Source organism: Bradyrhizobium sp. 87, from assembly GCF_023073015.1.
In the GTDB taxonomy this organism is placed as follows: domain Bacteria; phylum Pseudomonadota; class Alphaproteobacteria; order Rhizobiales; family Xanthobacteraceae; genus Bradyrhizobium; species Bradyrhizobium canariense_D.
Window position 1 is genome coordinate 78391 of the sequence record NZ_JADPIQ010000022.1, and the last position, 22863, is coordinate 101253.

A 22863-nucleotide genomic window follows, 5' to 3' on the forward strand; every position below is an offset into this window, starting at 1 on the left:
CGAGTACTGAGGAATTTGGGGATGATCACATCATGCCCCTGTTTTGCCCGGCGAGTCAAACGATTTCGTTAAATCCGCAAGCGCTCGCGCTGACCTTCAAGTCATTGATTTCGTTATCCCCGGCTACTGTGCATGGGGTTGTTTTCGCGTTTTTGTTTCTTGCCCGCCTTCTCCTCCTTCTCCAGCGCCTTGCGCACCTCGTCGAATTCACCCGCCGAGGCCTTGTCGGCGCGAGGGAAGCGCAGATCGAGCTTTTCGAGCGCCGCGACGATGGCCGACCCGATCACGACGCGCGCGAACCATTTGTGGTCGGCCGGCACGACATACCACGGCGCATGAGGCGTTGCCGTGTGCCGGACGATGTCCTGATAGACCGCCTGGTAGCGCGGCCACAGCGCGCGCTCCTTAATGTCGTCCATGGAGAACTTCCACTGCTTGGACGGATCCTCCAGCCGGTCGAGGAAGCGCTCGCGCTGCTCGTCTTTGGACAGGTTGAGGAAGAACTTCAGCACCACGGTGCCGTTGCGCGCGAGATAGCGCTCCCACGCACAGATGTCCTCGAACCGCTCCTTCCAGATGTTCTTGGTGACGAGCATTGACGGCAGCTTCTCCTTGGCGAGGACCTCCGGATGCACGCGCGTCACCAGGCATTCCTCGTAATGGGAGCGGTTGAAGATGCCGATATGCCCGCGCTCCGGCAGCGCGACCACGTGGCGCCAGAGGAAATCGTGATCGAGCTCCTTGCTGCTCGGCGCCTTGAAGGCACTGACCTCGCAGCCCTGCGGATTGATCCCCTCGAAGATCGCCTTGATCGCGGAATCCTTGCCGCCGGCGTCCATCGCCTGGAACACGATCAGTACCGACCAGCGGTCCTGGGCGTAGAGCTTCTCCTGAAACGCGATCAGCCGCTTCATGTTGGCATCGAGAATCTCCTGGGCCTTCTCCTTGTCGAGGTCGCCCTTCTCGTTGGTCTTGTGATCCTTGAGATGAAACTTGCCCGAACCATCGTAGCGGAACGGCGTGATGTAGCGGTCAAGTTCCTGGGCGAGCGATTTGGACGACTTCTTGCTCATGAGCGCGGGACACCTTGCGTTGCGGCTTCAATCGGTCGAGCAAGCTACCAAGGATACCCTTGGGAAGGAATATGATGAAAAGCACGAGCAACACGCCGTAGACGAGATTGTCCCAGCCGACCGCCTTGGTGCCGAAGCCGATGCGCAGGGTCTCGGCCAGCATAATCGTGATGATAGCGCCGAAGGTCGGGCCGAGCGAGACGAACAGGCCGCCGACGATGGCCGCGAACACCATCTGGAGCGACACCGCGATGCCGCTGACGGTATCAGGCGTGATGAACATCTGGTACTGGCAGTAGAGCGCGCCGGCCAATGCCGTCATCAGCGCGCTGAGCAGCGTGATCTTCAGCTTCTCCGCGGTGACGTCGACGCCGGCGGCGGCCGCGGCGTCCTCGTCCTCCGAGATCGCCTCCAGCGCATAGCGGGCCATGCTGCGGTCGACCCAGTGCCAGACCACGATGCCGAAAAGCCAGACCCCGAGCGCGATCAGGTACCAGGTGATCTTGTCGTCGAATTGCAGCGACCAGAGCTTGTTGCCCGCGGCCCGGTTCGGCGTGTAGCCGAGCGAGCCGCCGGTGTAGTCGCGCGTCGCCGTAATGACCTGGAGCACGATGCCGGAGAGCGCGAGCGTCACCAGCACGAAATAGTGCCCGGTGATGCGGAAGCGGAAACAGGGATAGCCGACGATCAGCGCCAGCGCGCCGGCCGCGACCATGCCGATGGGGATGCCGATCCAGGGCGACCAGCCTAGGTGATTCCAGAGTAGCGCGGTGACATACGCGCCGATTCCCATGAAACCGCCGTGGCCGAGCGAGACGAGGCCGAACCGCCCCATCATCGACCAGGACGTATAGGCGAACGACCAGATCAGGATCAGCACCAGGATGTGCAGATGATAGGGATCGCGATAGACGAAAGGCAGCGCGACCAGCGCCGCCAATCCGATCCCCCAGGCTGCAAGCCGTCCCCGCCCCATCATCGGCGCCTCGCGAGCAGGCCCGCGGGCCGGATGAACATCATGACGATGAAGAACGCGAAGGCAAGCACATAGCCCCATTCGAGATCGGAGAACAGGCCGCCGAGCGAGATGATCTCGGCGAACACGAAGGCGGCGATGAAGCCGCCGATGAAATTGCCGAGGCCCCCGAGCACGCAGATCAGGAAGGTGATCGGGCCGAACGACAGGCCGACGAAGGGATGCACGTCATATTGCAGAACCAGCAGGCATGCTGCGAGCCCGGCCAGCCCCCCGCCGATCGCAGAGGTAATGAGATAGATCCGCTTCGTGTCGACGCCCATCAGCGCCATGATCTGCCGGTCCTGCGAGATCGCCCGGATCGCGGTCCCTGTGAAGGTCCGCGTCATGAACAGATAGACCGCGACCATGCCGACCAGCGCGGCCAGGAAGGACAGCAGTCGCGCGTAGCTGAAATTCATGTCGCCGAAGGCGAGCACCGGCAGGCGGATGCCGAGGTTACGGAAGTCGATGCCGAAGGCGACCGTGGCAAAGCTCTGCAGCACGAACAGCACCCCGCCGGTCGCCAGCAACTGGTTGATTGGCGGCGCCGTGAGCAGCGGCGCGATCACGAGGTAATGCAGCGCCGCGCCGAGCACCGCGACCAGCAGGATGGTGAGCGGCGCGGCGACGAAATAGCTGATGCCGTAATACTGCACCAGGAAGTACATGGCGTACATGCCGATCATCACCAGCTCTGCGTAGCAGATCCAGGTCACGTCGATGACGCCGAAGATCAAATTGAGCCCGAGCGCGAGCAACGCCAGCACGCCGCCGAGCAGGATGCCGTTGATCACGGCCTCCAGCAGGTAGATGTCGAAAATGTCCAGAAATGCTTGCATGCCTGCATGAACCTCACACCCCGAGATACGCTTCCTTGACCGTGTCGCTCGCCAGCATCTCGGCCGAGGTGCCTGAGGACCTGATCGTACCCGCCTCGATCAGATAGGCGCGATCGACCACTTTCAGCACCTGCTGCACATTCTGCTCGACGATCAGCACGGTCAGCCCGCTGGCGCGGATCCGCTTCACCAGCTCGAACACCTGCTGCACCACGACCGGCGCGAGCCCCGCCGACGGCTCGTCGAGCAGCAGCAGCTTTGGATTCGACATCAGCGCGCGGCCGATCGCGCACATCTGCTGCTCGCCGCCGGACATGGTGCCCGCCATCTGGTGGCGGCGCTCCTTCAGGCGCGGAAACAGCTCGAACACCACGTCCAGCCGCTCGGCATAGTGGCCGCGCGCCTCCTGCATGAAGGCGCCCATCTTGAGATTGTCGTCGACCGAGAGCTGCGGAAACAGCCGCCGGTTCTCCGGCACATGCGCGATCCCGAGGCTGACGATCTTGTGCGGCGGCGTGGCCACGACGTCGACGGCTTCCATTCTGATCGCCCCACGCGAGGGGCGGATCAGGCCGGAGATGACGCGCATCAGGGTGGTCTTGCCGGCCCCGTTGGGACCGATGACGCCGACGGCCTCACCCGCCCTCACGTCGAGATCGACGTCGAACAGTGCCTGGAAGGTACCATAGCCGGCATTGACGCCGCGGAGCTCCAACATCACTGCACCCCCGCGCGGCGGCGCGCTGCGGCGGCCGCAGCCTGCGTGGTCTCGGCATCGGTGCCGAGATAGACCTCGATGACACGGGGATCGCCGGCAACGGCACTCGGCAAACCTTCAGAGATCTTCTCGCCGTGATCGAGCACCATGACGCGATCGACGACGCGCATCAGCACGCCCATGATGTGCTCGACCCAGATGATGGTAATGCCGAGCTCGTCGCGGATGTTGCGGAGCATGTTAGCCGCCTGCCCCATCTCGGCCTCGTCGAGGCCGCCGAGGCTCTCATCGGCCAGCAGAAGTTTGGGCGCGGTGGCGAGTGCTTTCGCCAGTTCGAGCTTTTTCAGGCCGGCTGCGCCGAGGCCGTCGACGCTGGCATGGCGATCGGTCGGCAAGCCGACCATCGCCAGCGAGCGCTCGGCCGCCTCCTCGGCCCTGGCACGGCTGTGGCGGCCCTGGCCATAGAATCCGGCGAGCGCGACGTTCTCGAAGATCGTCAGGCGGCGGAATGGTCGCGGGATCTGGAAGGTGCGGCCGATGCCGCTGTTGATGATCCGGTGCGGCGGAAGGCCCGCGATCTCGGAGCCGTCGAACAGGATCGAACCGGACGTCGGCGCCAGTGTACCCGAGAGCATATTGAAGATCGTGCTCTTGCCCGAGCCGTTGGGGCCGATCAGGCCGAGGATCTCGCCCTGATCGACTTTGAACGACACATTGTTGACGGCGGTGAAGCCACCAAACCGCTTCACCAGCCCGCTGACTTCCAGCACCGTCCCGCTCTCCTCTCTGCGCGCATTTGCGCTACTGATTGCTGTAGGTGGTGCCCTTCGGCAGCGGCAGCACAGCCTCGCGCTGCGCCTGACTCTTGGGCCACACCACGGAGGACTTGTCGTCGATGTACTGGATCACGACCGGGAACGAGCGCTCGTTCTGCCCGGCCATCGGCGTGCCCTCGCCGTAAAACTTCACGCCGAAGCCGAGCATGGTGCCCCCTTCGGGAATATCAGTATCGAGGGCAGCCTTGCGCAGCGCATCCGGATCGACCCCGCCATACTTCTTGATCGCGCGCGGCAGCACGTCATTCATGAACACATAGGTGTTGGACGCACCGATGCCGACATGCGCCGAGCGGATCGCGACGCCGGGCCGGATCTTGTCGAATTCCTCGCCAACCATCTTGATCACAGGCGGGAGCTTGGGATCCATGGTCTTCTGGTTGGCAAGCCAGATCGAGATCGGGTCTGTGTTGAAGATGTAGGTGGCATCGGCTCCCATGCCTTCCTTCAGTTTTTCATAGACGCCGTAACCCGCGCCGTGCCCCATCAGCGCGCCGAACTTCAGCCCCTGCTCGCGCGCCTGACGCAGCAACAGCGTGATATCAGGGTTGTAGCCAGTGTGGAAAATGACATCAGGCTTGGCGCGCTTCAGCTTGGTCACCAGCGCGGAGAGGTCAGGCGCGGTGGCTGAATAACCCTCCTTCATCACGACGTTGAATCCCGCCTTCTTCGCGCCGGCCTCGTTGCCCCTGGACACGTCGACGCCATAGGCGCCGTCTTCGTGAATGATGGCGACGCGCAGATCCTTCGGCTCCTTGTCGAACTTCGCCTTGGCATTCTGCGCGATGAAATCCATGGTCATCATGCCGAACTGGTCGCCGCTCGCCTGCGGGCGGAAGACGTATTTGTAACCCTTCTCGTTGAACACGGCCGACGAGATGCAAGTCGTCATCCACATGAACTTCTTGAGCTGCTCGACGCGGGCCGCGACCGGCACACATTGCGCCGAGGAGAAGAAGCCGAGCACCATGTCGACCTTTTCCTGCTCGAGCAGGCGGACGGATTCGTTGATCGCGATGTCGGGCTTGCTTTGCGCATCGGCATAGACCGCTTCGATCTTGTAACCCTCGACGCCGGTCTTGGCGAAATGGTCGAGAATGATCTTTGCGCCGATATAGCCGAGTTCAGAGCCACCGCCGGCGAGAGGCCCGGTCAGATCGAAAACGACGCCGATCTTGATCTTCTTCTCTTTGCCTTGATCCTGGGCCTGGGCGGACAGCGCCAAGCCTGTCGCCGATACCGCGACCAACAGCCCACGTACCAAACGGGCAGCCATGCGCACGCGCATCAAAACCTCCCTGGACGATTGTGCATTGCATTCTTTTTGGTTTTATATTTTCGCCCATCACATGGGCTGAGCGCAGCGATGTCAAGCCTCGCGCATCAGCGCAACGCGAACTGCTGCTCGACGAAGGCCGTGACAAATCGCGGCATGGACGGCGTGAGATCGCTCACCCCGCGCACGAGATGAATGGCCGAGAGCTCTGGCTCGGCCTCGTCCGCCAGATTGGCTTCGATCCGCGCACGCGCCACATCACCCGGCATGTCCAGGTTGACGATTTGCAACATCGCAATCGTCGGGCCGGTGACGACGCAGTGCCAGTCCGGCTCGACCCGATAGTCGGCGGCGGTCAGGCCGGTCTCTTCCTCGAGTTCGCGGATCACGCTGCCGGGAATGTCCAGCGTGTGGCCCCTGACGTCTTCGAGATCGGGCGTACCGGACGGGAAATAAATCCGGCCCGCATTGGCGGTGTGCTGCGCCATCTCACCCATGACGAAGGCGCCGTCGGAGGCGCGCAACGCGCCCATGCCAAAACCGTTGAACACGGCCTTGTCGGGAAAACCCCAATCGCGCCAGGCGAGGAAGCTCGCGAAATCGGTCTCGAAATAGGTCGCAGAAAGATGCCCGTCGGCGAACGTTGCATCACGCCCGAGCAGGACGCGACCGTTCCAGATCTTTGGCCGCTCGCGCTGCTTCTCGGCGAAATGCGTGGCGATCTCGGCGCGCCGCTCCTCCGCGAACGCCCAGACGATCGGCCGCACGGCAAGTTCAAGCGTCGTGACCCGATGAATGATTGGTGACGTCATGACGCCTGATGACCACACCTTCGCGTCAGTTATTTGACGCTTCCCGTGGTCTTCTTGGCCTGCTCGACATACTTGTTGGTGAAGGTCTTGCTGACGTCGATCTTGGCGTTGGCGACCTCGGGCGATCCAACGCTGAACACCGCGAGCACGGCGTCGGCGCCCTTCGGGTCCATCTTGCCGGTCTCGGAGAACATTGGGATCGTGTTCTTCAGTGCCGCGAGATAGAGGTCCTTGTTCTTGCCAACCGTCTCCTCCGGCATCTTCGCCATGATCTCCTCGGGCGAGTGCGAGTGGATCCAGGCGAGCGTGCCCAGGATCGCGTTGGTCAGCGCCTGCGTCTCCTTCTCGTGGCCGGCGACCCAGGCCGCGGTCGAGTACAGCGCGCCGCCCGGATATTCGCCGCCGAACGTCTCAAGTGTATCCTTTTGCGTGCGGGTGTCCGAGAGGATGCGCAGATCCTTGTGGCTGCCCTGGAGCACGGTCACGGAGGGATCGAGCATCACGGCCGCATCGATCTGGCCCTGCTCCATGGCGGCGACCGCAGTGGCGCCGAGGCCAACGCCGATCACGGCGGTGCTGGCGGGATCGACGCCATTCTTCTTCAGCATATACTTCAGGAAGAAGTCAGTGGAGGAGCCGGGCGCGCTGACGCCGACCTTCTTGCCGGCGAGGTCCTTGATCGACTTGATCTCGTTGGTGTGCGACGGCGAAACCACCAGCACGAGGCCGGGATAACGGTCATAGACCACGAAGGCCTGAAGCTCCTGCTTCTTGGCCGCGAGGTTGACGCAATGGTCGAAATAGCCGGAGACCACGTCGGCGCTGCCGCCGAGCACGGCCTTGAGCGCGTCCGAGCCGCCCTTGAGGTCCACGAGCTCAACGTCGAGACCCGCCTTGTCGTATTCGCCGAGCTGCTTTGCCAGCACCGTCGGCAAATAGCACAAACAGGAGCCGCCGCCGATCGCGATCGTGACCTTGCTTTGCGCCGCGGCAAGACCGGTGGTGAGCGTCAGCGCGAGCAGCGCGCCCGCGAGCCTGGCTATCGTGTTCTTCATTGGTTTCCTCCGTTCGGCTGGCGGCACCATAAAGCAGCCGGGCTGGCTTGAGAAGCAGGACCGAAGGCGCTGGCCATCGGCCTTTCGGCGCAATAGCATGAAGCCCACAAGAACAATTCTTGATGGGGAGGATCATCCATGAATCGCCTTGCAATCGGACTGTCGATCGCCACCGCTTTTGCCGCCGGATGCGGCGCAACCCACCTGCTGCGGCCGGCGCTGGCCGCGGAGAACATCCCTCCGCAGATCATCCACACCGGCGAGATGGAGGGCGACGCGCTCGGGAATGCCAACGCCGTCGGCTACCGCTCCAAGACGTTCGCAAGCGCCGATGGCGCCACCATCTCGATCCAGGTCGGCAATGTGCCCAAGCACATGCATCCCAACACCAACGAGATCCAGTACATCTTAGAGGGCACCGGCACGATCTGGTTCGGCGACAAGGAGGTCACGGTGAAGCCGGGCGACCTCGTCATCATCCCGAAGGGGACGCCGCATGGCGGCACCAAGCCGATCAGCGGACAGGTCAAGGCGATCGCGATCAAGACGCCGCCGCAGGCCCCCGATGACACCAAGCTGCTGGATTGAGCTTTCGCGATCCGGGGCTCGCGCGGTGCGCGGGCCCCTCGCGGCTTAGCCACGCCCGTCCACGGTCGGGCGCCAGACCAGCAGTCTCCGCTCCACCAATGTCACGCCAAAATCGATCAGGATGACGAAGGCCGACAGCACGAACATGCCGGCGAAGACGCCGGCGACGTCGAATATGCCCTCGGCCTGCTGAATGAGGTAGCCGAGCCCCGCCGCCGATCCCAGATACTCGCCGACGACGGCACCGACCACGGCAAAACCGACCGACGTGTGCAGCGAGGAGAACATCCACGACAGCGCCGAAGGCCAATAGACGTGCTGCATCAGCTGCCGCTCGCTCATGCCGAGCATGCGGCCGTTGTCCAGCACGGTGCGGCTGACCTCCTTGACGCCCTGATAGACGTTGAAGAACACGATGAAGAACACCAGCGTCACGCCGAGCGCGACCTTGGACCAGATGCCCAGCCCAAGCCACAGCGCGAAGATCGGCGCCAGCACCACACGCGGCAGAGCGTTGACCATCTTGACGTAGGGATCGAACACCGCGGCGACCAGCGGCTGGCGCGCGAACCAGAAGCCGATCAGCACACCGCCGGCCGATCCGATCACGAAGGCCAGGATCGATTCCGTCAGCGTGATGCCGAGATGCTTCCAGATCACACCGGACGAGAACCATTTGACGATCTGGGCGAAGACATCGACCGGATTGGAGAAGAAGAACGGCGGCAGCAGGATCTTGCCGAACACGGGCACGGTCGACAGCAATTGCCACAGCGCGAGGCAGACCACCGCGACCAGCACTTGCAGCGTAAGCAGCGTGACGCGCGACATCAGACCGCCTCCGCCGCTTGCGTGGACTGCGCATAGCCCTTCATGACCTCGTCCTTGAGCACGCTCCAGATCTCGCGATGAAGCGCATGGAATTCCTTGTCCAGCCGCACTTCGAAAATGTCGCGCGGGCGCGGCAGGCTCACGCGCCAGTCGCCGATGATGCGGGAGGACGGCCCCGCCGACATGATCACGACGCGGTCGGCGAGCGCGATCGCCTCTTCCAGATCATGGGTGACGAACAGCACGGCCTTGCGGTCAGCGTTCCAGAGGTCGAGCAACAGGTTGCCCATCACCTGCCGGGTCTGTGCATCCAGCGGTCCGAACGGCTCATCCATCAGCAGGATCTTTGGATCGCGGATCAGCACCTGCGCCAGCGCCACGCGCTTGCGCTGGCCGCCCGAGAGCATGTGCGGATAGCGGTTGGCGAAGGCACCCAAGCCGACCGAGGTCAGCCATTTCTGCGCCCGCGGCAGTGCCTCGCTGCGCGGCGTGCCGCTGACTTCGAGCCCGATCGCGACGTTGTCGAGCGCGGTCTTCCAGGGGAACAGCGCATCGGCCTGGAACAGGTAGCCGGCGTCCCGGTTCAGCCCGGCAAGTGGCTGGTCGAATATCCTGACGCTCCCCGCAGCCGGCTTCAGCAGCCCGGCCGCGACGTTGAGCAGTGTTGATTTCCCGCAGCCGGTCGGGCCGACGATGGCGACGAACTCGCCCTGCGCCACCGTCAGATGCGCCTTCTCCACCGCCGTATAGACCCGCCCGTCCCCCAACTGGAACGCGACCTTGGCATCTTCCAGCGCCACTGCCGTAGGCGTTATCATATGCTTCCTCCGAACTTGGCCCGATGCCTTAGCCGCTCGCGCGACCAAGTTCAATCAAGCCGCCAAGCGTGCTACGCATGGGCCTTGTCATCCCCTCCCTTCCCCCTCCCTTCCCTGGGGCGGGTCAGCGCAGTGAGCCCCGCCCGATGCCGTCCAGGCCGATGATTGGCTATGCCCACGTCACCAAGAGCTTCGGCGCGCTCAAGGCCGTGGACGATGTGTCACTCGACATCGCCGAAGGCGAATTTGTAGCCGTCGTCGGCGGCTCGGGTTCGGGCAAGACGACGCTGCTGCGGCTCGCCAACCGCCTGATCGAGGCGGATGGGGGCACGATCACGGTCGAGGGCGACGACGTGCAATCCGTCGATCCGGTCGCGCTGCGGCGCCGCATCGGCTACGTTTTCCAGAGCGGCGGACTGTTCCCGCATCTGAGCGTCGCCGACAATATCGGGATCACGCCGAAGCTGCTCGGCGTCTCGGCAGCGGATATCGCAACACGGGTCGATGAGTTGCTCGAGCTCGTGCAGCTCGACCGGGCCGCCCATCGCGGGCGGTTGCCGGATGCGCTCTCGGGCGGCCAGCGCCAGCGTGTCGGCGTGGCGCGGGCGCTTGCGGCAAGGCCCCGCATCGTGCTGATGGATGAGCCATTCGGCGCGCTCGATCCCCTTACCCGCGATGCGCTCGGCGACGATTTTCGCGAGCTGCACCGCAAGCTCGGCCTGACCACCGTGATGATCACCCACGACATGACGGAAGCGATCCTGCTCGCCGACCGCATCGCGGTGATGCGCAGCGGGAAGCTGCTGGCGCAGGGCACGCCAGTGGAGCTCTCGAAAAGCAGCGACGCCTACGTGCTGGAGCTGCTGCGGACGCCGCGACGCCAGGTCGAGCGATTGAACGCGCTGCTGCTAAAGGGCGGGGCGGCATGAGCCTTTTCACGGATCCGCGTTGGGGCGAAGCGCTGGCGCATTTGCCCGACTATCTCGGCAACCACGTGCGGGTGAGTCTCGCCGCGCTTGCGCTCGGCCTGATCGTCAGCCTGCCGCTGGCGATTCTGACGCGCAACCGTCCCACGCCGCGCGCTGTGCTGCTCGCGCTCGCCAGCATCGTGCAGACGGTGCCCGGGCTGGCGCTGCTCGCGCTGTTCTATCCGCTCCTGCTGCTCGCGGCCTCCGTGGCGCTGGCCTGGTTCGGCGTCTCCTTCTCCGCTTTCGGCTTCCTGCCGGCGATGCTGGCGCTGGCGCTCTATTCGATGCTGCCGGTGCTGCGCAATGGCATCACCGGCCTCAACGGCATCGATCCCGCGCTGATAGAGGCTGCCAAAGGCGTCGGAATGACCGCGCGGCAGTCGCTGGTGATGGTCGAACTGCCGCTGGCGCTGCCGGTCATGATGGCGGGGATCCGCACCGCCGCGGTGTGGGTGATCGGCACCGCGACGCTGTCGACCCCGATCGGGCAGACCAGCCTCGGCAATTACATCTTTGCCGGGCTCCAGACCCAGAACTGGGTGTTCGTGCTGTTCGGCTGCTTTGCCTCGGCCCTGCTGGCGCTCGCCGTCGATCAACTGCTCGGCCTGGTCGAGAGCGGCCTGCGCTGGCGCAGCCGCGTGCGTGCGGCGCTTGGCGCGGCCGGGATCGCGGCACTGGTCGCCGCAACATTGGTGCCGACGATGGGGCGCTCGTCACAGAACTATGTCGTCGGCGCCAAGACGTTCGCCGAGCAGTATGTGCTGTCGGCGCTGATGCGGGACCGGCTTCAGGCCGCCGGTCTCGCCGCCGTCGCACGCTCCGGTCTCGGCTCAAGCGTGATCTTCGAGGCGTTGAAAGCCGGCGATATCGATCTCTACGTCGATTATTCCGGCACGCTCTGGGCCAATCAGCTTCACCGCACGGACATCAAGCCGCGCGCGGAGCTGTTGGCGGAGCTGCAGACAACGCTTGCGAAGGAGAACATCACCCTGCTCGGCGAGCTCGGTTTCGAGAACGCCTATGCGCTGGTGATCCCGAAGAAGCGCGCCGAGGCGCTTGGCATCCGCACCATCGCCGATCTCGCCGCGCATGCTTCGACCCTGTCGATCGCCGGCGACTATGAGTTTTTCTCGCGACCCGAATGGGCGGCGCTGCAAAAGGCCTATGGCCTCTCGTTCCGCGCCCAGCGCCAGATGCAGCCGGACTTCATGTATGCGGCCGTCGCCAGCGGCGAGGTCGATGTCATCGCCGGCTACACCAGCGACGGGTTGATCGCAAAATACGATCTCGTTGCGCTCGACGATCCCAGGCACGCGATCCCGCCCTACGATGCGATCCTGCTGCTGGCCCCAAAGCGCGCCGGCGACGAACGGCTGCGGGCCGCGGTGAAGCCGCTGCTCGGCAAGATCGACATCGCGACCATGCGCGAAGCTAATTTGCGCGCCGCCGGCAATGACGCGAATTCGTCGCCGGATGCAGTGGCGAAATGGCTGTGGGAGAAGGTGGGTGGGCGGTAGCCGCGCCATTCGTTCGATGTCGTCCTGGCCTTCGCCAGGACGACGTTGGAGAGACGCTACAGCCCCCTGATCATCCCCGCATCGATCAGCAGCCGGTTAAGCCGGCGCGCTTCGGCCCCGTCCTTGCATCCGTAGAATATGCCCTTGCAGCGGAGCATGATCTCCTTCTGCTCGGCGAAGGACGGATCGAGCGGGATGCCGGCGGCTTCCTGGATAACCAGCGGCAGATACGGGCCGTCGACCGTGTCCATCACGGCCTCGCTTTTCACCGGCTCGAAATTGACGGCGTCGATCGCGTAGTAAGTCGCGTAGAGACGTGCGTCGTAGGCGTCGAGCTTCTTGCCGAGAGCGCCCTCGTCGAGCCCGGGCTCGAGGATACCGGGCGCGAATTCCGGCTGATGATCGCCGTAGCGCACGATCAGGAAGGGTTCGCCGGGAAATTTCTTCTTCAAGCCCGCGAGGAAAGCGTTGTACTGCTCGGCGCTCATCGCCTGCCGCCGCAGGTACTCGTCGATGGACGGCACATTGCCCGGTGCGCGCCAGTTCGGCAGCAGATCCGGGCGGAAGCGCGTCTCCCAGGGGAAATGATTGGCGCCGAGATAGATGAAGGTGAACAGCGGCTTGTTCGGCGTCCGCTCGCCCATCAGCCGGAGCGCCTTGTCGTAGAAGAAGCTATCCGGCTCGACATCCTTGGCGCCGAGATCCTTGGAGTCGAGAAAGCGTTCGATGCCGGTCGTCACCTGAAAGCTGCGCGCGGCCATGAAGCCGCCATAGGCGGGGTACAGCGACATCGTGTCGTAGCCGCAGCGGCGCAGCGCCAGCGGCAGGCCGCGCTCGACACGGCCTGTTGCAATGCGCGTCACGAAATAGGCGAAGCGGCCGAACGAGCGCGACGACAACCCCGCGAGCACGTTGTATTCGGTGAACCAGCTCGGCCCGCCATTGCTCTCGGCCAGGAACGCGCGCTCCTTGCCGTCCCAGGATTTGAAATGGCTGCCGTAGCCGGCCGGCACCTTGATGCCCTGCGCGGCGCGGATGTCGAAGCTCGATTCATCATGGACCATGATGATGTTCGGCCGCCGGCCGGCAGGATGGCAGGCATCGACCAGCGGCATGTTGAGCCGTTCGTTGGTCGAAGCGGCCGACTCCATGAAGCCGTATTGCGCGAAGTCGGAGACCGCGCTGACGCCGGAGCGGAAGAACTTCGAGAGATAGCCGTCGTCGTAATAGCCGCGCCAAGCCTCGTCCGGATGGTGGAGCGAATAGCCGACCAGCGCGGCGAGGCAGGCGAGCATCGAGGCGAGCGCCGGTAGCCTACGGATGCGGAATGGGTCGAGCCACCACAGCGCATACATCAGCGGCAGCGTGACCAGGCCGGCCCCGATCACCGACCAGCGCAAATTCGGGAAGATCGTGAACAGGAACGCCACCGTGTCGCGGTCGATCATCATCAGGTCGATGAAGTTGGCCGTCATCTGCACGACGTCGTGCTTCAGCCGTGACAGCAGCACCAGCACCACGACCATAGTCAGCGACAGCGCACCCGAGAGCGCCGGCCGCCGCAGCAGCGCGATCCAGAAGAAGTTGAGGATGCCCCAGGCCAGCACGAAGGAGAGCCGTGCGCCGAAATCCGTCTCGGTCTCGTACATCAGGACGAGCGCCGCGAGATGCGGCGCTGCAACCGCGAGCAGCCGCCAGATGCCGAGCGCAGCGACGCTTGCCAGCACGGCGGTCGTGGCAGAAGGACCTGGATTGGGCGCGGACGCCATCGACGACACGCAACTGCTGGTCCGGCACGGTGATGCCGAGCCGGCTGACCGGGCCTGCGGCGTTCGGCGCAGCCGGAAGGCCTGCACCGTGTCATAAAACTGTAATTGAACGGTCACGGACAAGCAACGCGTGTCGCGGTCCGACCTTCGCTTAATGTTAGCGGAAGCCGATCGGTCTCCGGGCCCAATTCGTCCCTAGGGCAAATCCCGCAGTGCAGAACCGACTTGCCGTCTAGTCGAGGCCTTCGACGCTGACCAGGCGGGCAGAACTGCAAGCGTCCCGGACCGCTTTGAGACCCTGGTAGGTCGCGCCTGTGTAAAATGCCTCCCAGGCTGCGACGGATGGGAATTCCAGCAGAACGATCCTGCGGGGCTGCCAGTCTCCCTCGTAGACCTTGTGGGCGCCCCCTCGCGCCAGATATCGAGCTCCAGCGGCCTCCAGGGCGGGCTTCACGCCCAACATGAAGCTTTGGTACTGCTGCAAATCCCTGATCTCGACGTCGAAAATCACATAAGCCGGCATCTCAAGACGCTCCCACGATCGGAAATTGATCACCTGTCCGGCAATGGTCTCACCTCGGAGGCTCAGCCCTGCGGCAGCAGCCCGAGCCGCTTGGCGATGATGCGGTCGACCACACGCTTGGGCAGCGTGGCCGTCATCAAATGCCGCATCCGGTCCGGCGTGATCTGGTAGCGAACCTTGGGCCTCTCGGCGGTGAGCGCCTCGAAAACGACCTCGGCAATCCGCTCGGCCGGCAGCCCGGTCTCGCCGAGCTTCATCATGAACGCCATGACCTTGTTCAGCGCCGGCAGATAAGGCGAGTTCTGGTAGACCGAAAGATCGATCTGCTCGGCCTTGCTCCAGATCGGCGTCTTGACGGCGCCGGGTGCGACGATAATGACGTCGATGCCAAACAGCATCAATTCGCGGCGCAAGCTCTCCGACAGACCTTCGATGGCATGCTTGGAGGTGCAGTAAGGCGCCGACAACGGATTGCCGTTCTTGCCCGCGACCGAGCTGATCATCACGATCCGGCCCTTCGGTCCCTCCAGCGACGGGTCGGCGCCCAGCAGCGGCCCAAAGGCCTGCGTCGCGATGACCGGGCCGATGACGTTGATCTCCATCTGCCGGCGAAAGTCGTCGACCGACAATTCGAGCACGGGACCGGCGACCGCGACGCCGGCGTTGTTGACGAGACCGGCCAGCGTCTCGCCGCCCAGCGCCTCGCGGACTTTTCGCGCAGCCGCGAGGACCGCCGCCTCGTCGGTGACGTCGAACAGCAGCGCCGTGAAGTTCGTACCGAATTCACCCATGAGCCGATCCGCATCGGCCTGCTTGCGGACACTACCGAAAACACGATAGCCGCGCCCGATCAGAAACTTCGCAATGGCCCAGCCGATGCCGGTGGACGCGCCGGTGACGACGACGGATCGCATGATCTTCCTCCCCAAGAGCTCCCGCGATCATGCAGGCGAAAGGTGCCGGGGCGCAATGCCGTCCACCGCTCAAGGAGACGCCGCGGGTGTCAGTTCTTAAGTTGAAGGCGAGGTGCGAACCTCGCGACGTGCGATTGATTGCATCCTGAAGGTATGGATGAAGAGCCGAATCCTTGACCCTGAAGACGCTGGGCTTTTGAGGATCGGGAGCTTCTGAGAAATTCCGAAAACAACGCGAGACCAAGAATGTGGTTTAAGCGTCAGTTCTTCATGCTCAGGGAGCACTTCAGCTCGCGAAGAATTTGAATGAAGCAGCAATGCTTCGCGCGAGACGAAAAGAGCGAGACCGCTGGTTGCGATCTCGCTCGAATATAATCGCGAAGATTTAAGAATTGGTTTGGCGAGCGAAGCTTGTGTTTTCGCTCGCGTGTCCGGATGCGGCGCAACCGATACGCCGCATCCGAACGGCCGCTTAGTTCTTCGACTTGTCGACCAGCGCGCCCTTCTTGATCCAGGGCATCATGTCGCGCAGCTTGGCGCCGACTTCCTCGATCGGGTGCTCGGCGAGCTTGGCGCGGGTCGCCTTGAACGAGGTCTGGTTGACCTTGTTCTCGAGCATCCAGTCGCGGGCGAACTTGCCGGACTGGATGTCGTTCAGAACCCGCTTCATCTCCTTCTTGGTCTCGTCGGTGACGATGCGCGGGCCGGTGACGTACTCACCGTACTCCGCGGTGTTGGAGATCGAGTAGTTCATGTTGGCGATGCCGCCTTCATAGATCAGGTCGACGATCAGCTTCACTTCGTGCAGGCACTCGAAATAGGCCATCTCCGGGGCGTAGCCGGCTTCGACCAGCGTCTCGTAGCCGCCCTTGATCAGCTCGACCAGGCCGCCGCAGAGCACGACCTGCTCGCCGAACAGGTCGGTCTCGCATTCTTCCTTGAAAGTGGTCTCGATGATGCCAGCACGGCCGCCGCCGACGGCGGAGGCGTAGGACAGGCCGAGGTCGTGGGCGTTACCCGAGACGTCCTTGGCGATCGCGATCAGGCAGGGCACGCCGCCGCCACGCTGGTATTCCGAACGCACCGTGTGGCCGGGGCCCTTCGGCGCGATCATCAGAACGTCGAGATCGGCGCGCGGGTCGAGCAGGTTGAAGTGGACGTTGAGACCGTGCGCGAAGACGAGGGCGGCGCCCTTCTTCATGTTGTCGTGCAGGTGCTCGCGGTAAATGTCGCCCTGGAGCTCGTCCGGGGTCAGCATCATGACCAGGTCGGCCCATTTGGCGGCCTCGGCGACTTCCATCACCTTGAAGCCGGCAGCTTCCGCCTTCTTGGCCGAGGCCGAACCCTTGCGGAGCGCAATCGCCACGTCCTTGACGCCGGAATCCTTCAGGTTCAGCGCATGGGCGTGGCCCTGGCTGCCATAGCCGACGATGACGACCTTCTTGCCCTTGATCAGGTTCAGGTCGGCGTCGCGATCGTAATAAACACGCATGGTCGTTTCCTCGTTCAGGGGCCGGAATCGGCCGTTGGTCAGGTCTTGTCGGTCAGGTCTCGGACGGTGAAATTTGCGGATTTCGGGGGCTGTCTAGAGCATTTTCGGCCCCCTGGGAAACCCGTTTCTGCATGGAAAGCTGAGGCATCATGCATCCATAACGACGGGGTAGAGAGACGCCAGCAGCAGGATCGCCATCAGGATGTTGAAGGCGCGGACCAGCCGCTCGGAGGTCAGCACCGGCCGTAGTGCAGTGCCGAACAGGACCCAGACCACGGTCGAGACCGCGCCGACGAGTAGGCTGACCAGGGTCTGGATCGCGATATTGATGGGGAATCGGGCAATCGCCGCGTAGGCGGTGATTGTGCCGATCACGATCACCCAGCCCTTGGCGTTGATCCACTGGAACATCGCCGCGCCCCAGAAGGTCATCGGGCCGCGGCCGGTCTCGCCGTCCGGCGTGGTCGGGCCGGACAAAGCAATCACGGCGGCAAGGTAAATCAGATAGACCGCGCCGGCGTATTTCAGGATGGTCTGAAGGATCGGATAGGCCAGAAACACTGTGCCGAGCCCGAGACCCACGGCGGCGATCATGAAAGCAAAGCCGATGACGATACCGGCGATGTGGGGGATGGTGCGCCGAAAGCCGTAGGTCAGGCCCGAGGCCAGCAGCATGATGTTGTTCGGCCCGGGCGTGAAATACATCACGACCATAAAGGCGAGGAAGGCATAGAAGAGCGAATAGGCCATAGTCACCTCACGCGGTCTTCGGCAGGACTTGCGGACGCTTCGCGAGCACCATCACCGCGATACCGCCGATCACGGTGAGCATGCCGGCGAGACGCAGCGGGCCGAACCGCTCGCCGAACACGATGCTGGACGCAGCCGAGCCGACGAACGGCACCAGCAGCGCGAACGGCACCACTTGCGCAGGGGGATAGTCACGTAGCAGCCGGCCCCACAGCCAATAGGCGATGCTGGTGGAGATGCCGCCGATCAACAGCAGGCAAATGAGGCCGGTGAGCGACATGTGGATCAGCGACTGCCAGGTCGGCGTTGGTCCGTTGACGACCAGCGTGAGCGCGAACAGCGGCACCGCGGTGGCGAGGCACAACCAGGCGAACAGATCGAACATCGGCACGCCGCGGGCGCCGCGCAGCAGGACATTGCCGACCGCAAAGCTGACCGGCGCGATCATCAGCACGGCGAAGGCACCGACGCTGAAATCATAGCCGACCGTGCCGCAGATCATCAAAAGGCCGATGGCTGCGATGACGATGCCCAGCGTCTGCACCGGCGTCGGCCGCTCACCGAATGCGATCGCGGCAAAGCCGATCGTGAACAGCGCCTGGCTCTGCACGACGACGCTGGTCAGCCCCACCGGCACGCCATGGGCGATGCCATAGGCCTGGCTCAGAAATTGGCCGAGAAAGAGCGTGAAGCTGATCGCGATCAGGAGCGACCAGGCGACTTTGGGCTTGCGGATGAATAGGCACGGCACCGCGGCAATGGTGAAGCGCATCGCCGTCATCAGCTCCGGCGAAAATTCGTCGAGCGCGATCCGGCTCGCCACGAAGGCAAGCCCCCAGATGACCGCCACCAGGATGGCGATGAGGATGTCGGCCGGCTTCATTGTCGTTCCCGGTTCTGCCCTGTCGTGCAGCCCTGTTTGTTGTTCTGGTCGAGCCTTGCTCGCCGGCCGTTACGTGGAGGAATTGGGTTTCCGCAGCAGATAGGTGCCGTGCATCGGGGCGTGGTAATCGGCCGAGACCAGCGTGAAGCCGACGTCGGTCAGCATCCGCTCCATGACCCAGCCGAAAGTGGAATACTCGTCGCGCATGTGGGTGACGACGCTTTCACGCGGGACATCGTGGTTCTTGATCTCAAAGTCGGCCCATTGGTCAACGTCGCGCTCGACGGCATCGGGCATCGAGGCGTAGACGATGTCGCGCAAATAGAAAGTGGCACCGGGCTTGAGCGCGCGATAGATCCGCGACATGGCTACCGCCTTCCAGAAATCCGGCAGATGGTGCAGCGTGAACTCGCTGACGATCAGGTCATAGGATTCCGGACGGTAGGCGAAGCTGAGCAGGCCGGCGGACTGCGTGCGCACGGGCGCCTTGCGGTCGCGCGCGTAGATCTCGGCGAGCGCCAGCATCGCGGGCGAGATGTCGATGGCATCGACCTCGGCGCCCATCAGCGCCGCCTCGGTCGCGAGCACGCCGTTGCCGCAACCGATATCGGCAATGCGCCAGCCGCGCTGGACGCCGAGCATTTTCAGCGCGGCGCGCGCCCGTAGATCGGCATCGTCATGACTGTCGTAGATCGAGGCCACTGCAGGCCCGATCCCCATCCGGTTCCGCTCGTTGTAATACCAGTCGCGCGCCAGCATGGCTCACATTCCCTCAGGCCCGCGACCAATCGCGGCAACACCGGTGCGCGACACTTCGACAAGGCCAAGCGGACGCATCAGGTCGATAAACTGATTGATCTTGTCTGTATTGCCTGTGATCTCGAACACGAAGCTCTCGGTGGTGGCATCGATCACGCGGGCGCGGAACGCGTCCGCCAGCCGCAGCGCCTCGACGCGATGCTCGCCCTGCCCGCGTACCTTGACCATCGCCAGCTCGCGCTCGATCGAGCGCTTGGTCAGCGTCATGTCGACGACGCGATAGACCGGGATCATGCGGTCGAGCTGATGCTTTATCTGCTCGATCACCATGGGCGTACCCGTGGTGACGATAGTGATGCGCGAGAGATGCTTCTGGCTCTCGGTCTCCGAGACCGTGAGGCTCTCGATGTTGTAGCCGCGCCCCGAGAACAGGCCGATGACGCGCGCGAGCACGCCGGGCTCGTTCTGCACGAGCACCGAAAGCGTATGCGTCTCGTTCGGGTCGTGGCGCTCCTCGATGAAATAGGCAGATGCGGGCTGGTTCATTGTCGTCCCCTTCATTCTCGTCGTTACGCCGTCGCCTGATGAGCGACCGGCGCATCCGTCCCGACCCAACCGCGGAACAGATCGAAATCGATATTGCCGCCGGACAGCACGAGACCGACGCGCTTGCCCGACAATCCTGTCTTGTCCTGAAGCGCCGCGGCGAGCGCGGCGGCGCCGGCGCCTTCGGCGAGATTGTGCGTGTCGGTCCAGAGCGCATGGATCGCGAGCGCGATTTCATCGTCCGTCACCTGGACGATACGCGAGGCGCCCTTGAGGATGACCGCGAGCGCTTCCGGATCGGGAATCCGCGTCGCCATGCCGTCCGCGAGCGTGTTGCTGGTCTCGGTGGTCACCACCTGACCCGCCGCGAACGACAGCGCGTAGGACGGCGCCTCGGTCGACTGCACGCCCACGATCTCGGTCTTCAGGCCGAGCAGATCGCGCGCCATGATACAGCCGCAGATCCCCGAGCCTTGCCCGATCGGCACATAGAGGATGTCGAGATCGGGCGCGGCCCGGAACAATTCGAGCGCATAGGTCGCCACGCCCAGCACCAGGTCCGTATGGAACGACGGCACCATGTGCAGCCCGGCGAACTGCGCGTGGCGTCCGGCTTCCTCGCGTGCGGCCTGAAAGTCCTCGCCGTGCTCAACGAGTTCGGCGCCGAACGCCTTCATCGCGCGGTTCTTCTCGACCGAATTGCCGCGCGGCACATAGATCACGGCAGTTACGCCATGGCGGCTCGCCGCAAAGGCGAGGCTCTGGCCATGATTGCCGCGCGTCGCCGAGATGATGCCCGGAATGTTCGGCCGTTCGCGCTTCAGCCGATCGAGATAGACCAACCCGCCGCGCACCTTGAAGGCGCCCGTCGGCGTGTGATTCTCGTGCTTGACCACGACCTGCGTGCCGAGCCGCTCGGCGAGCAGCGGCCAGGCGTGCGCCGGCGTTGCCGGCACCGCCTGCCCCACGATCGCATGTGCGCGTTCGAGCTCGTTCAGGTCGAACATCACGCTCACACCAGCGCCTTACCGCCGGCGAACGCCTTCGCGGTGGCTTCGTCGTTGGCCTGCTCCGGCAACAGCATCTCGTTGTGCGCCTTGCCGGAGGGGATCATCGGGAAACAGTTTTCCAGCGACGCGACGCGGCAGTCGAACAGCACCGGGCGCTTGACCGAGATCATCTCCTGGATGGCGCCGTCGAGATCACCGGGCTTGTGCACCTGGAGGCCGACGCCGCCGTAGGCTTCCGCGAGCTTGACGAAGTCCGGCATCGCCTCCGAATAGGAATGCGACAGGCGGTTGCCATGGAGCAGCTGCTGCCACTGCCGCACCATGCCCATGTACTGGTTGTTCAGGATGAAGATCTTGATCGGCAGCTCGTACTGCACAGCCGTCGACATCTCCTGCATCGTCATCTGCACCGAGGCATCACCCGCGATGTCGATGACGAGGCTGTCGGGATGGGCAACCTGCACGCCAACCGCGGCCGGCAGGCCGTAGCCCATGGTGCCGAGACCGCCCGAGGTCATCCAACGATGCGGCTCCTCGAAGCCGTAGAACTGCGCGGCCCACATCTGATGCTGACCGACCTCGGTGGTGATGTAGGTGTCCTTGCCGCGCGTCGCCTCGAACAGGCTCTGGATCGCATGCTGCGGCAGGATGACGTCGTTGCTCTTCCTGAAATAGAGCGAGTTGCGGGCGCGCCACTGCGCGATCTGCTGCCACCAGGCCTTGATGTCGGGCTTCTTCGCCTCCGCCTTGAACACCTGGAGAATGTCGCCGAGGATGTTGCCGCAGTCGCCGATGATCGGCACGTCGACGCGGATGTTCTTGTTGATCGAAGACGGGTCGATGTCGATGTGGATCTTCTTCGACCCCGGCGAGAACGCATCGACGCGGCCGGTGATGCGGTCGTCGAAGCGCGCGCCGACGCACAGCATGACGTCGCAATCATGCATGGTCATGTTGGCTTCATAGGTGCCGTGCATGCCGAGCATGCCGAGCCAGCTCTTGCCCGAGGCGGGATATGCGCCGAGGCCCATCAGGGTGGAGGTGATCGGAAAGCCGGTGACCTCGACCAGCTCGCGCAGCAGCCTGGTCGCCTCGGGACCGGAATTGATCACGCCGCCGCCGCTATAGATCACGGGGCGCTTGGCGCCTGCGAGCAGCGCGACGGCCTTGCGGATTTGCGTCGCATCGCCCTTCACGCGCGGCGCGTAGGAGCGATGCACGTCGGATTTGCGCGGCGGATGATAGGTGCCGGTCGCGAACTGCACGTCCTTGGGCACGTCGACGAGCACCGGGCCCGGCCGACCCGTGGTCGCAACGTAAAACGCCTCGTGCAGCACCTTTGCGAGATCGTTGACGTCGCGCACCAGCCAGTTGTGCTTGGTGCAGGGGCGCGTGATGCCGACGGTGTCGCATTCCTGGAACGCGTCGTTGCCGATCAGGTGCGTCGGCACCTGGCCGGAGATGCAGACCAGCGGGATCGAGTCCATCAGCGCGTCGGTGAGCGGCGTCACCATGTTGGTGGCGCCGGGGCCGGAGGTCACCAGTGCAACGCCCGGCCTGCCGGTCGAACGCGCATAGCCCTCGGCGGCGTGGCCCGCGCCCTGCTCATGCCGAACCAGGATGTGCTGGACCTCGCTTTGCTGGAAGATCTCGTCGTAGATCGGGAGCACCGCGCCGCCGGGGTAGCCGAAAATGTCGGTCACGCCATGATCGATGAGCGCGCGGACGATCATCGCGGCGCCGGTCATCTGGTTCGGATCGTGGCTCTTGTCGCTCATTGGCTTGCTCCGGATGCGCTGTTGTCAGCGGCTTCGTTCGTGTCGGGTTTTCGGAAATAAAAAAGGCCCCGAAGAGGGCCCATGCACACC

The 22863-nt window shown here is 63.9% G+C and carries 23 protein-coding genes; 3 read left to right on the top strand and 20 right to left on the bottom strand.

The genetic code is table 11. The features are described 5' to 3' along the window. Nucleotides 1-113: 113 nt before the first annotated feature. The 8 genes from IVB50_RS04865 to IVB50_RS04900 all read right to left on the bottom strand — a co-directional run bounded on the left by IVB50_RS04865 (nucleotide 114) and on the right by IVB50_RS04900 (nucleotide 7627). Nucleotides 114-1073: a polyphosphate kinase 2 family protein gene (locus IVB50_RS04865; RefSeq protein WP_018454360.1), complete on the bottom strand. Its 960-nt coding sequence runs from the start codon at nucleotides 1071-1073 to the stop codon at nucleotides 114-116. Continuing rightward, complete coding sequence (locus IVB50_RS04870) at nucleotides 1033-2052, bottom strand: branched-chain amino acid ABC transporter permease (RefSeq protein ID WP_026232717.1); 1020 nt, start codon at nucleotides 2050-2052, stop codon at nucleotides 1033-1035. The genes IVB50_RS04865 and IVB50_RS04870 overlap by 41 nt, the downstream gene beginning before the upstream one ends. Continuing rightward, nucleotides 2049-2930 (bottom strand): branched-chain amino acid ABC transporter permease, encoded by an 882-nt coding sequence (locus IVB50_RS04875; protein ID WP_018454358.1) that lies wholly within the window; start codon nucleotides 2928-2930, stop codon nucleotides 2049-2051. The genes IVB50_RS04870 and IVB50_RS04875 overlap by 4 nt, the downstream gene beginning before the upstream one ends. Nucleotides 2931-2943: 13 nt before the next feature. Further along, nucleotides 2944-3648 (bottom strand): ABC transporter ATP-binding protein, encoded by a 705-nt coding sequence (locus tag IVB50_RS04880; RefSeq protein WP_018454357.1) that lies wholly within the window; start codon nucleotides 3646-3648, stop codon nucleotides 2944-2946. Further along, on the bottom strand, nucleotides 3648-4418 hold the full coding sequence (locus IVB50_RS04885) for an ABC transporter ATP-binding protein (protein ID WP_018454356.1): 771 nt from the start codon (nucleotides 4416-4418) through the stop codon (nucleotides 3648-3650). The genes IVB50_RS04880 and IVB50_RS04885 overlap by 1 nt, the downstream gene beginning before the upstream one ends. 31 nt (nucleotides 4419-4449) lie before the next feature. Then, nucleotides 4450-5772, bottom strand: coding sequence for an ABC transporter substrate-binding protein (locus tag IVB50_RS04890; RefSeq protein ID WP_247294813.1), 1323 nt, complete (start codon nucleotides 5770-5772; stop codon nucleotides 4450-4452). Nucleotides 5773-5867: 95 nt separating this feature from the next. Further along, nucleotides 5868-6572, bottom strand: coding sequence for a hypothetical protein (locus IVB50_RS04895; RefSeq protein ID WP_018454354.1), 705 nt, complete (start codon nucleotides 6570-6572; stop codon nucleotides 5868-5870). Between the two features lie 29 nt (nucleotides 6573-6601). Beyond that, the gene (locus tag IVB50_RS04900; protein ID WP_018454353.1) at nucleotides 6602-7627 is read right to left on the bottom strand and encodes an ABC transporter substrate-binding protein; all 1026 of its coding nucleotides are present in this window, start codon (nucleotides 7625-7627) and stop codon (nucleotides 6602-6604) included. A 138-nt stretch (nucleotides 7628-7765) separates the two neighbouring features. Here IVB50_RS04900 and IVB50_RS04905 point away from each other — a divergent pair, with 138 nt between their 5' ends. Continuing rightward, nucleotides 7766-8215 (top strand): cupin domain-containing protein, encoded by a 450-nt coding sequence (locus IVB50_RS04905; RefSeq protein ID WP_018454352.1) that lies wholly within the window; start codon nucleotides 7766-7768, stop codon nucleotides 8213-8215. Nucleotides 8216-8260: 45 nt separating this feature from the next. On the opposite strand, the gene IVB50_RS04910 is transcribed toward IVB50_RS04905, so the two are convergent. Both IVB50_RS04910 and IVB50_RS04915 read right to left on the bottom strand, forming a co-directional pair. Next, nucleotides 8261-9046: an ABC transporter permease gene (locus IVB50_RS04910; protein ID WP_018454351.1), complete on the bottom strand. Its 786-nt coding sequence runs from the start codon at nucleotides 9044-9046 to the stop codon at nucleotides 8261-8263. Further along, the gene (locus IVB50_RS04915; RefSeq protein ID WP_026232716.1) at nucleotides 9046-9864 is read right to left on the bottom strand and encodes an ABC transporter ATP-binding protein; all 819 of its coding nucleotides are present in this window, start codon (nucleotides 9862-9864) and stop codon (nucleotides 9046-9048) included. Before IVB50_RS04915 ends, IVB50_RS04910 begins: the two co-directional genes overlap by 1 nt. A 146-nt stretch (nucleotides 9865-10010) precedes the next feature. Here IVB50_RS04915 and IVB50_RS04920 point away from each other — a divergent pair, with 146 nt between their 5' ends. Both IVB50_RS04920 and IVB50_RS04925 read left to right on the top strand, forming a co-directional pair. Then, nucleotides 10011-10793 carry an ABC transporter ATP-binding protein gene (locus IVB50_RS04920; RefSeq protein ID WP_018454349.1) on the top strand — a complete coding sequence of 261 codons (783 nt, stop codon included), beginning with the start codon at nucleotides 10011-10013 and terminating at the stop codon, nucleotides 10791-10793. Then, nucleotides 10790-12349 carry a glycine betaine ABC transporter substrate-binding protein gene (locus IVB50_RS04925; protein ID WP_018454348.1) on the top strand — a complete coding sequence of 520 codons (1560 nt, stop codon included), beginning with the start codon at nucleotides 10790-10792 and terminating at the stop codon, nucleotides 12347-12349. The genes IVB50_RS04920 and IVB50_RS04925 overlap by 4 nt, the downstream gene beginning before the upstream one ends. 56 nt (nucleotides 12350-12405) lie before the next feature. On the opposite strand, the gene IVB50_RS04930 is transcribed toward IVB50_RS04925, so the two are convergent. The 10 genes from IVB50_RS04930 to IVB50_RS04975 all read right to left on the bottom strand — a co-directional run bounded on the left by IVB50_RS04930 (nucleotide 12406) and on the right by IVB50_RS04975 (nucleotide 22773). Next, nucleotides 12406-14118 (bottom strand): sulfatase-like hydrolase/transferase, encoded by a 1713-nt coding sequence (locus IVB50_RS04930; protein ID WP_018454347.1) that lies wholly within the window; start codon nucleotides 14116-14118, stop codon nucleotides 12406-12408. Between the two features lie 232 nt (nucleotides 14119-14350). Continuing rightward, nucleotides 14351-14641, bottom strand: a complete 291-nt coding sequence (locus tag IVB50_RS04935; RefSeq protein ID WP_018454346.1) for a DUF1330 domain-containing protein — start codon at nucleotides 14639-14641, stop codon at nucleotides 14351-14353. A 62-nt stretch (nucleotides 14642-14703) separates the two neighbouring features. Further along, nucleotides 14704-15555 (bottom strand): SDR family oxidoreductase, encoded by an 852-nt coding sequence (locus tag IVB50_RS04940; protein ID WP_018454345.1) that lies wholly within the window; start codon nucleotides 15553-15555, stop codon nucleotides 14704-14706. A 472-nt stretch (nucleotides 15556-16027) separates the two neighbouring features. Continuing rightward, nucleotides 16028-17047: a ketol-acid reductoisomerase gene (gene ilvC, locus IVB50_RS04945; RefSeq protein WP_007600992.1), complete on the bottom strand. Its 1020-nt coding sequence runs from the start codon at nucleotides 17045-17047 to the stop codon at nucleotides 16028-16030. A gap of 147 nt (nucleotides 17048-17194) precedes the next feature. Continuing rightward, nucleotides 17195-17797 carry a LysE family translocator gene (locus IVB50_RS04950; RefSeq protein WP_018454344.1) on the bottom strand — a complete coding sequence of 201 codons (603 nt, stop codon included), beginning with the start codon at nucleotides 17795-17797 and terminating at the stop codon, nucleotides 17195-17197. Nucleotides 17798-17804: 7 nt separating this feature from the next. Continuing rightward, a complete protein-coding gene (locus tag IVB50_RS04955; RefSeq protein ID WP_018454343.1) occupies nucleotides 17805-18680 on the bottom strand; it encodes an EamA family transporter in 876 nt (291 codons plus the stop codon). Nucleotides 18681-18749: 69 nt separating this feature from the next. After that, on the bottom strand, nucleotides 18750-19439 hold the full coding sequence (locus tag IVB50_RS04960; protein WP_007613338.1) for a class I SAM-dependent methyltransferase: 690 nt from the start codon (nucleotides 19437-19439) through the stop codon (nucleotides 18750-18752). 3 nt (nucleotides 19440-19442) lie between these two features. Then, nucleotides 19443-19985: an acetolactate synthase small subunit gene (ilvN, locus tag IVB50_RS04965; RefSeq protein WP_007613340.1), complete on the bottom strand. Its 543-nt coding sequence runs from the start codon at nucleotides 19983-19985 to the stop codon at nucleotides 19443-19445. A 23-nt stretch (nucleotides 19986-20008) separates the two neighbouring features. Beyond that, entirely contained in the window at nucleotides 20009-20992 is a 984-nt protein-coding gene (locus IVB50_RS04970) for a threonine dehydratase (RefSeq protein ID WP_026232715.1), read from the bottom strand. 5 nt (nucleotides 20993-20997) lie between these two features. After that, complete coding sequence (locus IVB50_RS04975; RefSeq protein ID WP_018454341.1) at nucleotides 20998-22773, bottom strand: acetolactate synthase 3 large subunit; 1776 nt, start codon at nucleotides 22771-22773, stop codon at nucleotides 20998-21000. Nucleotides 22774-22863 lie beyond the last annotated feature (90 nt).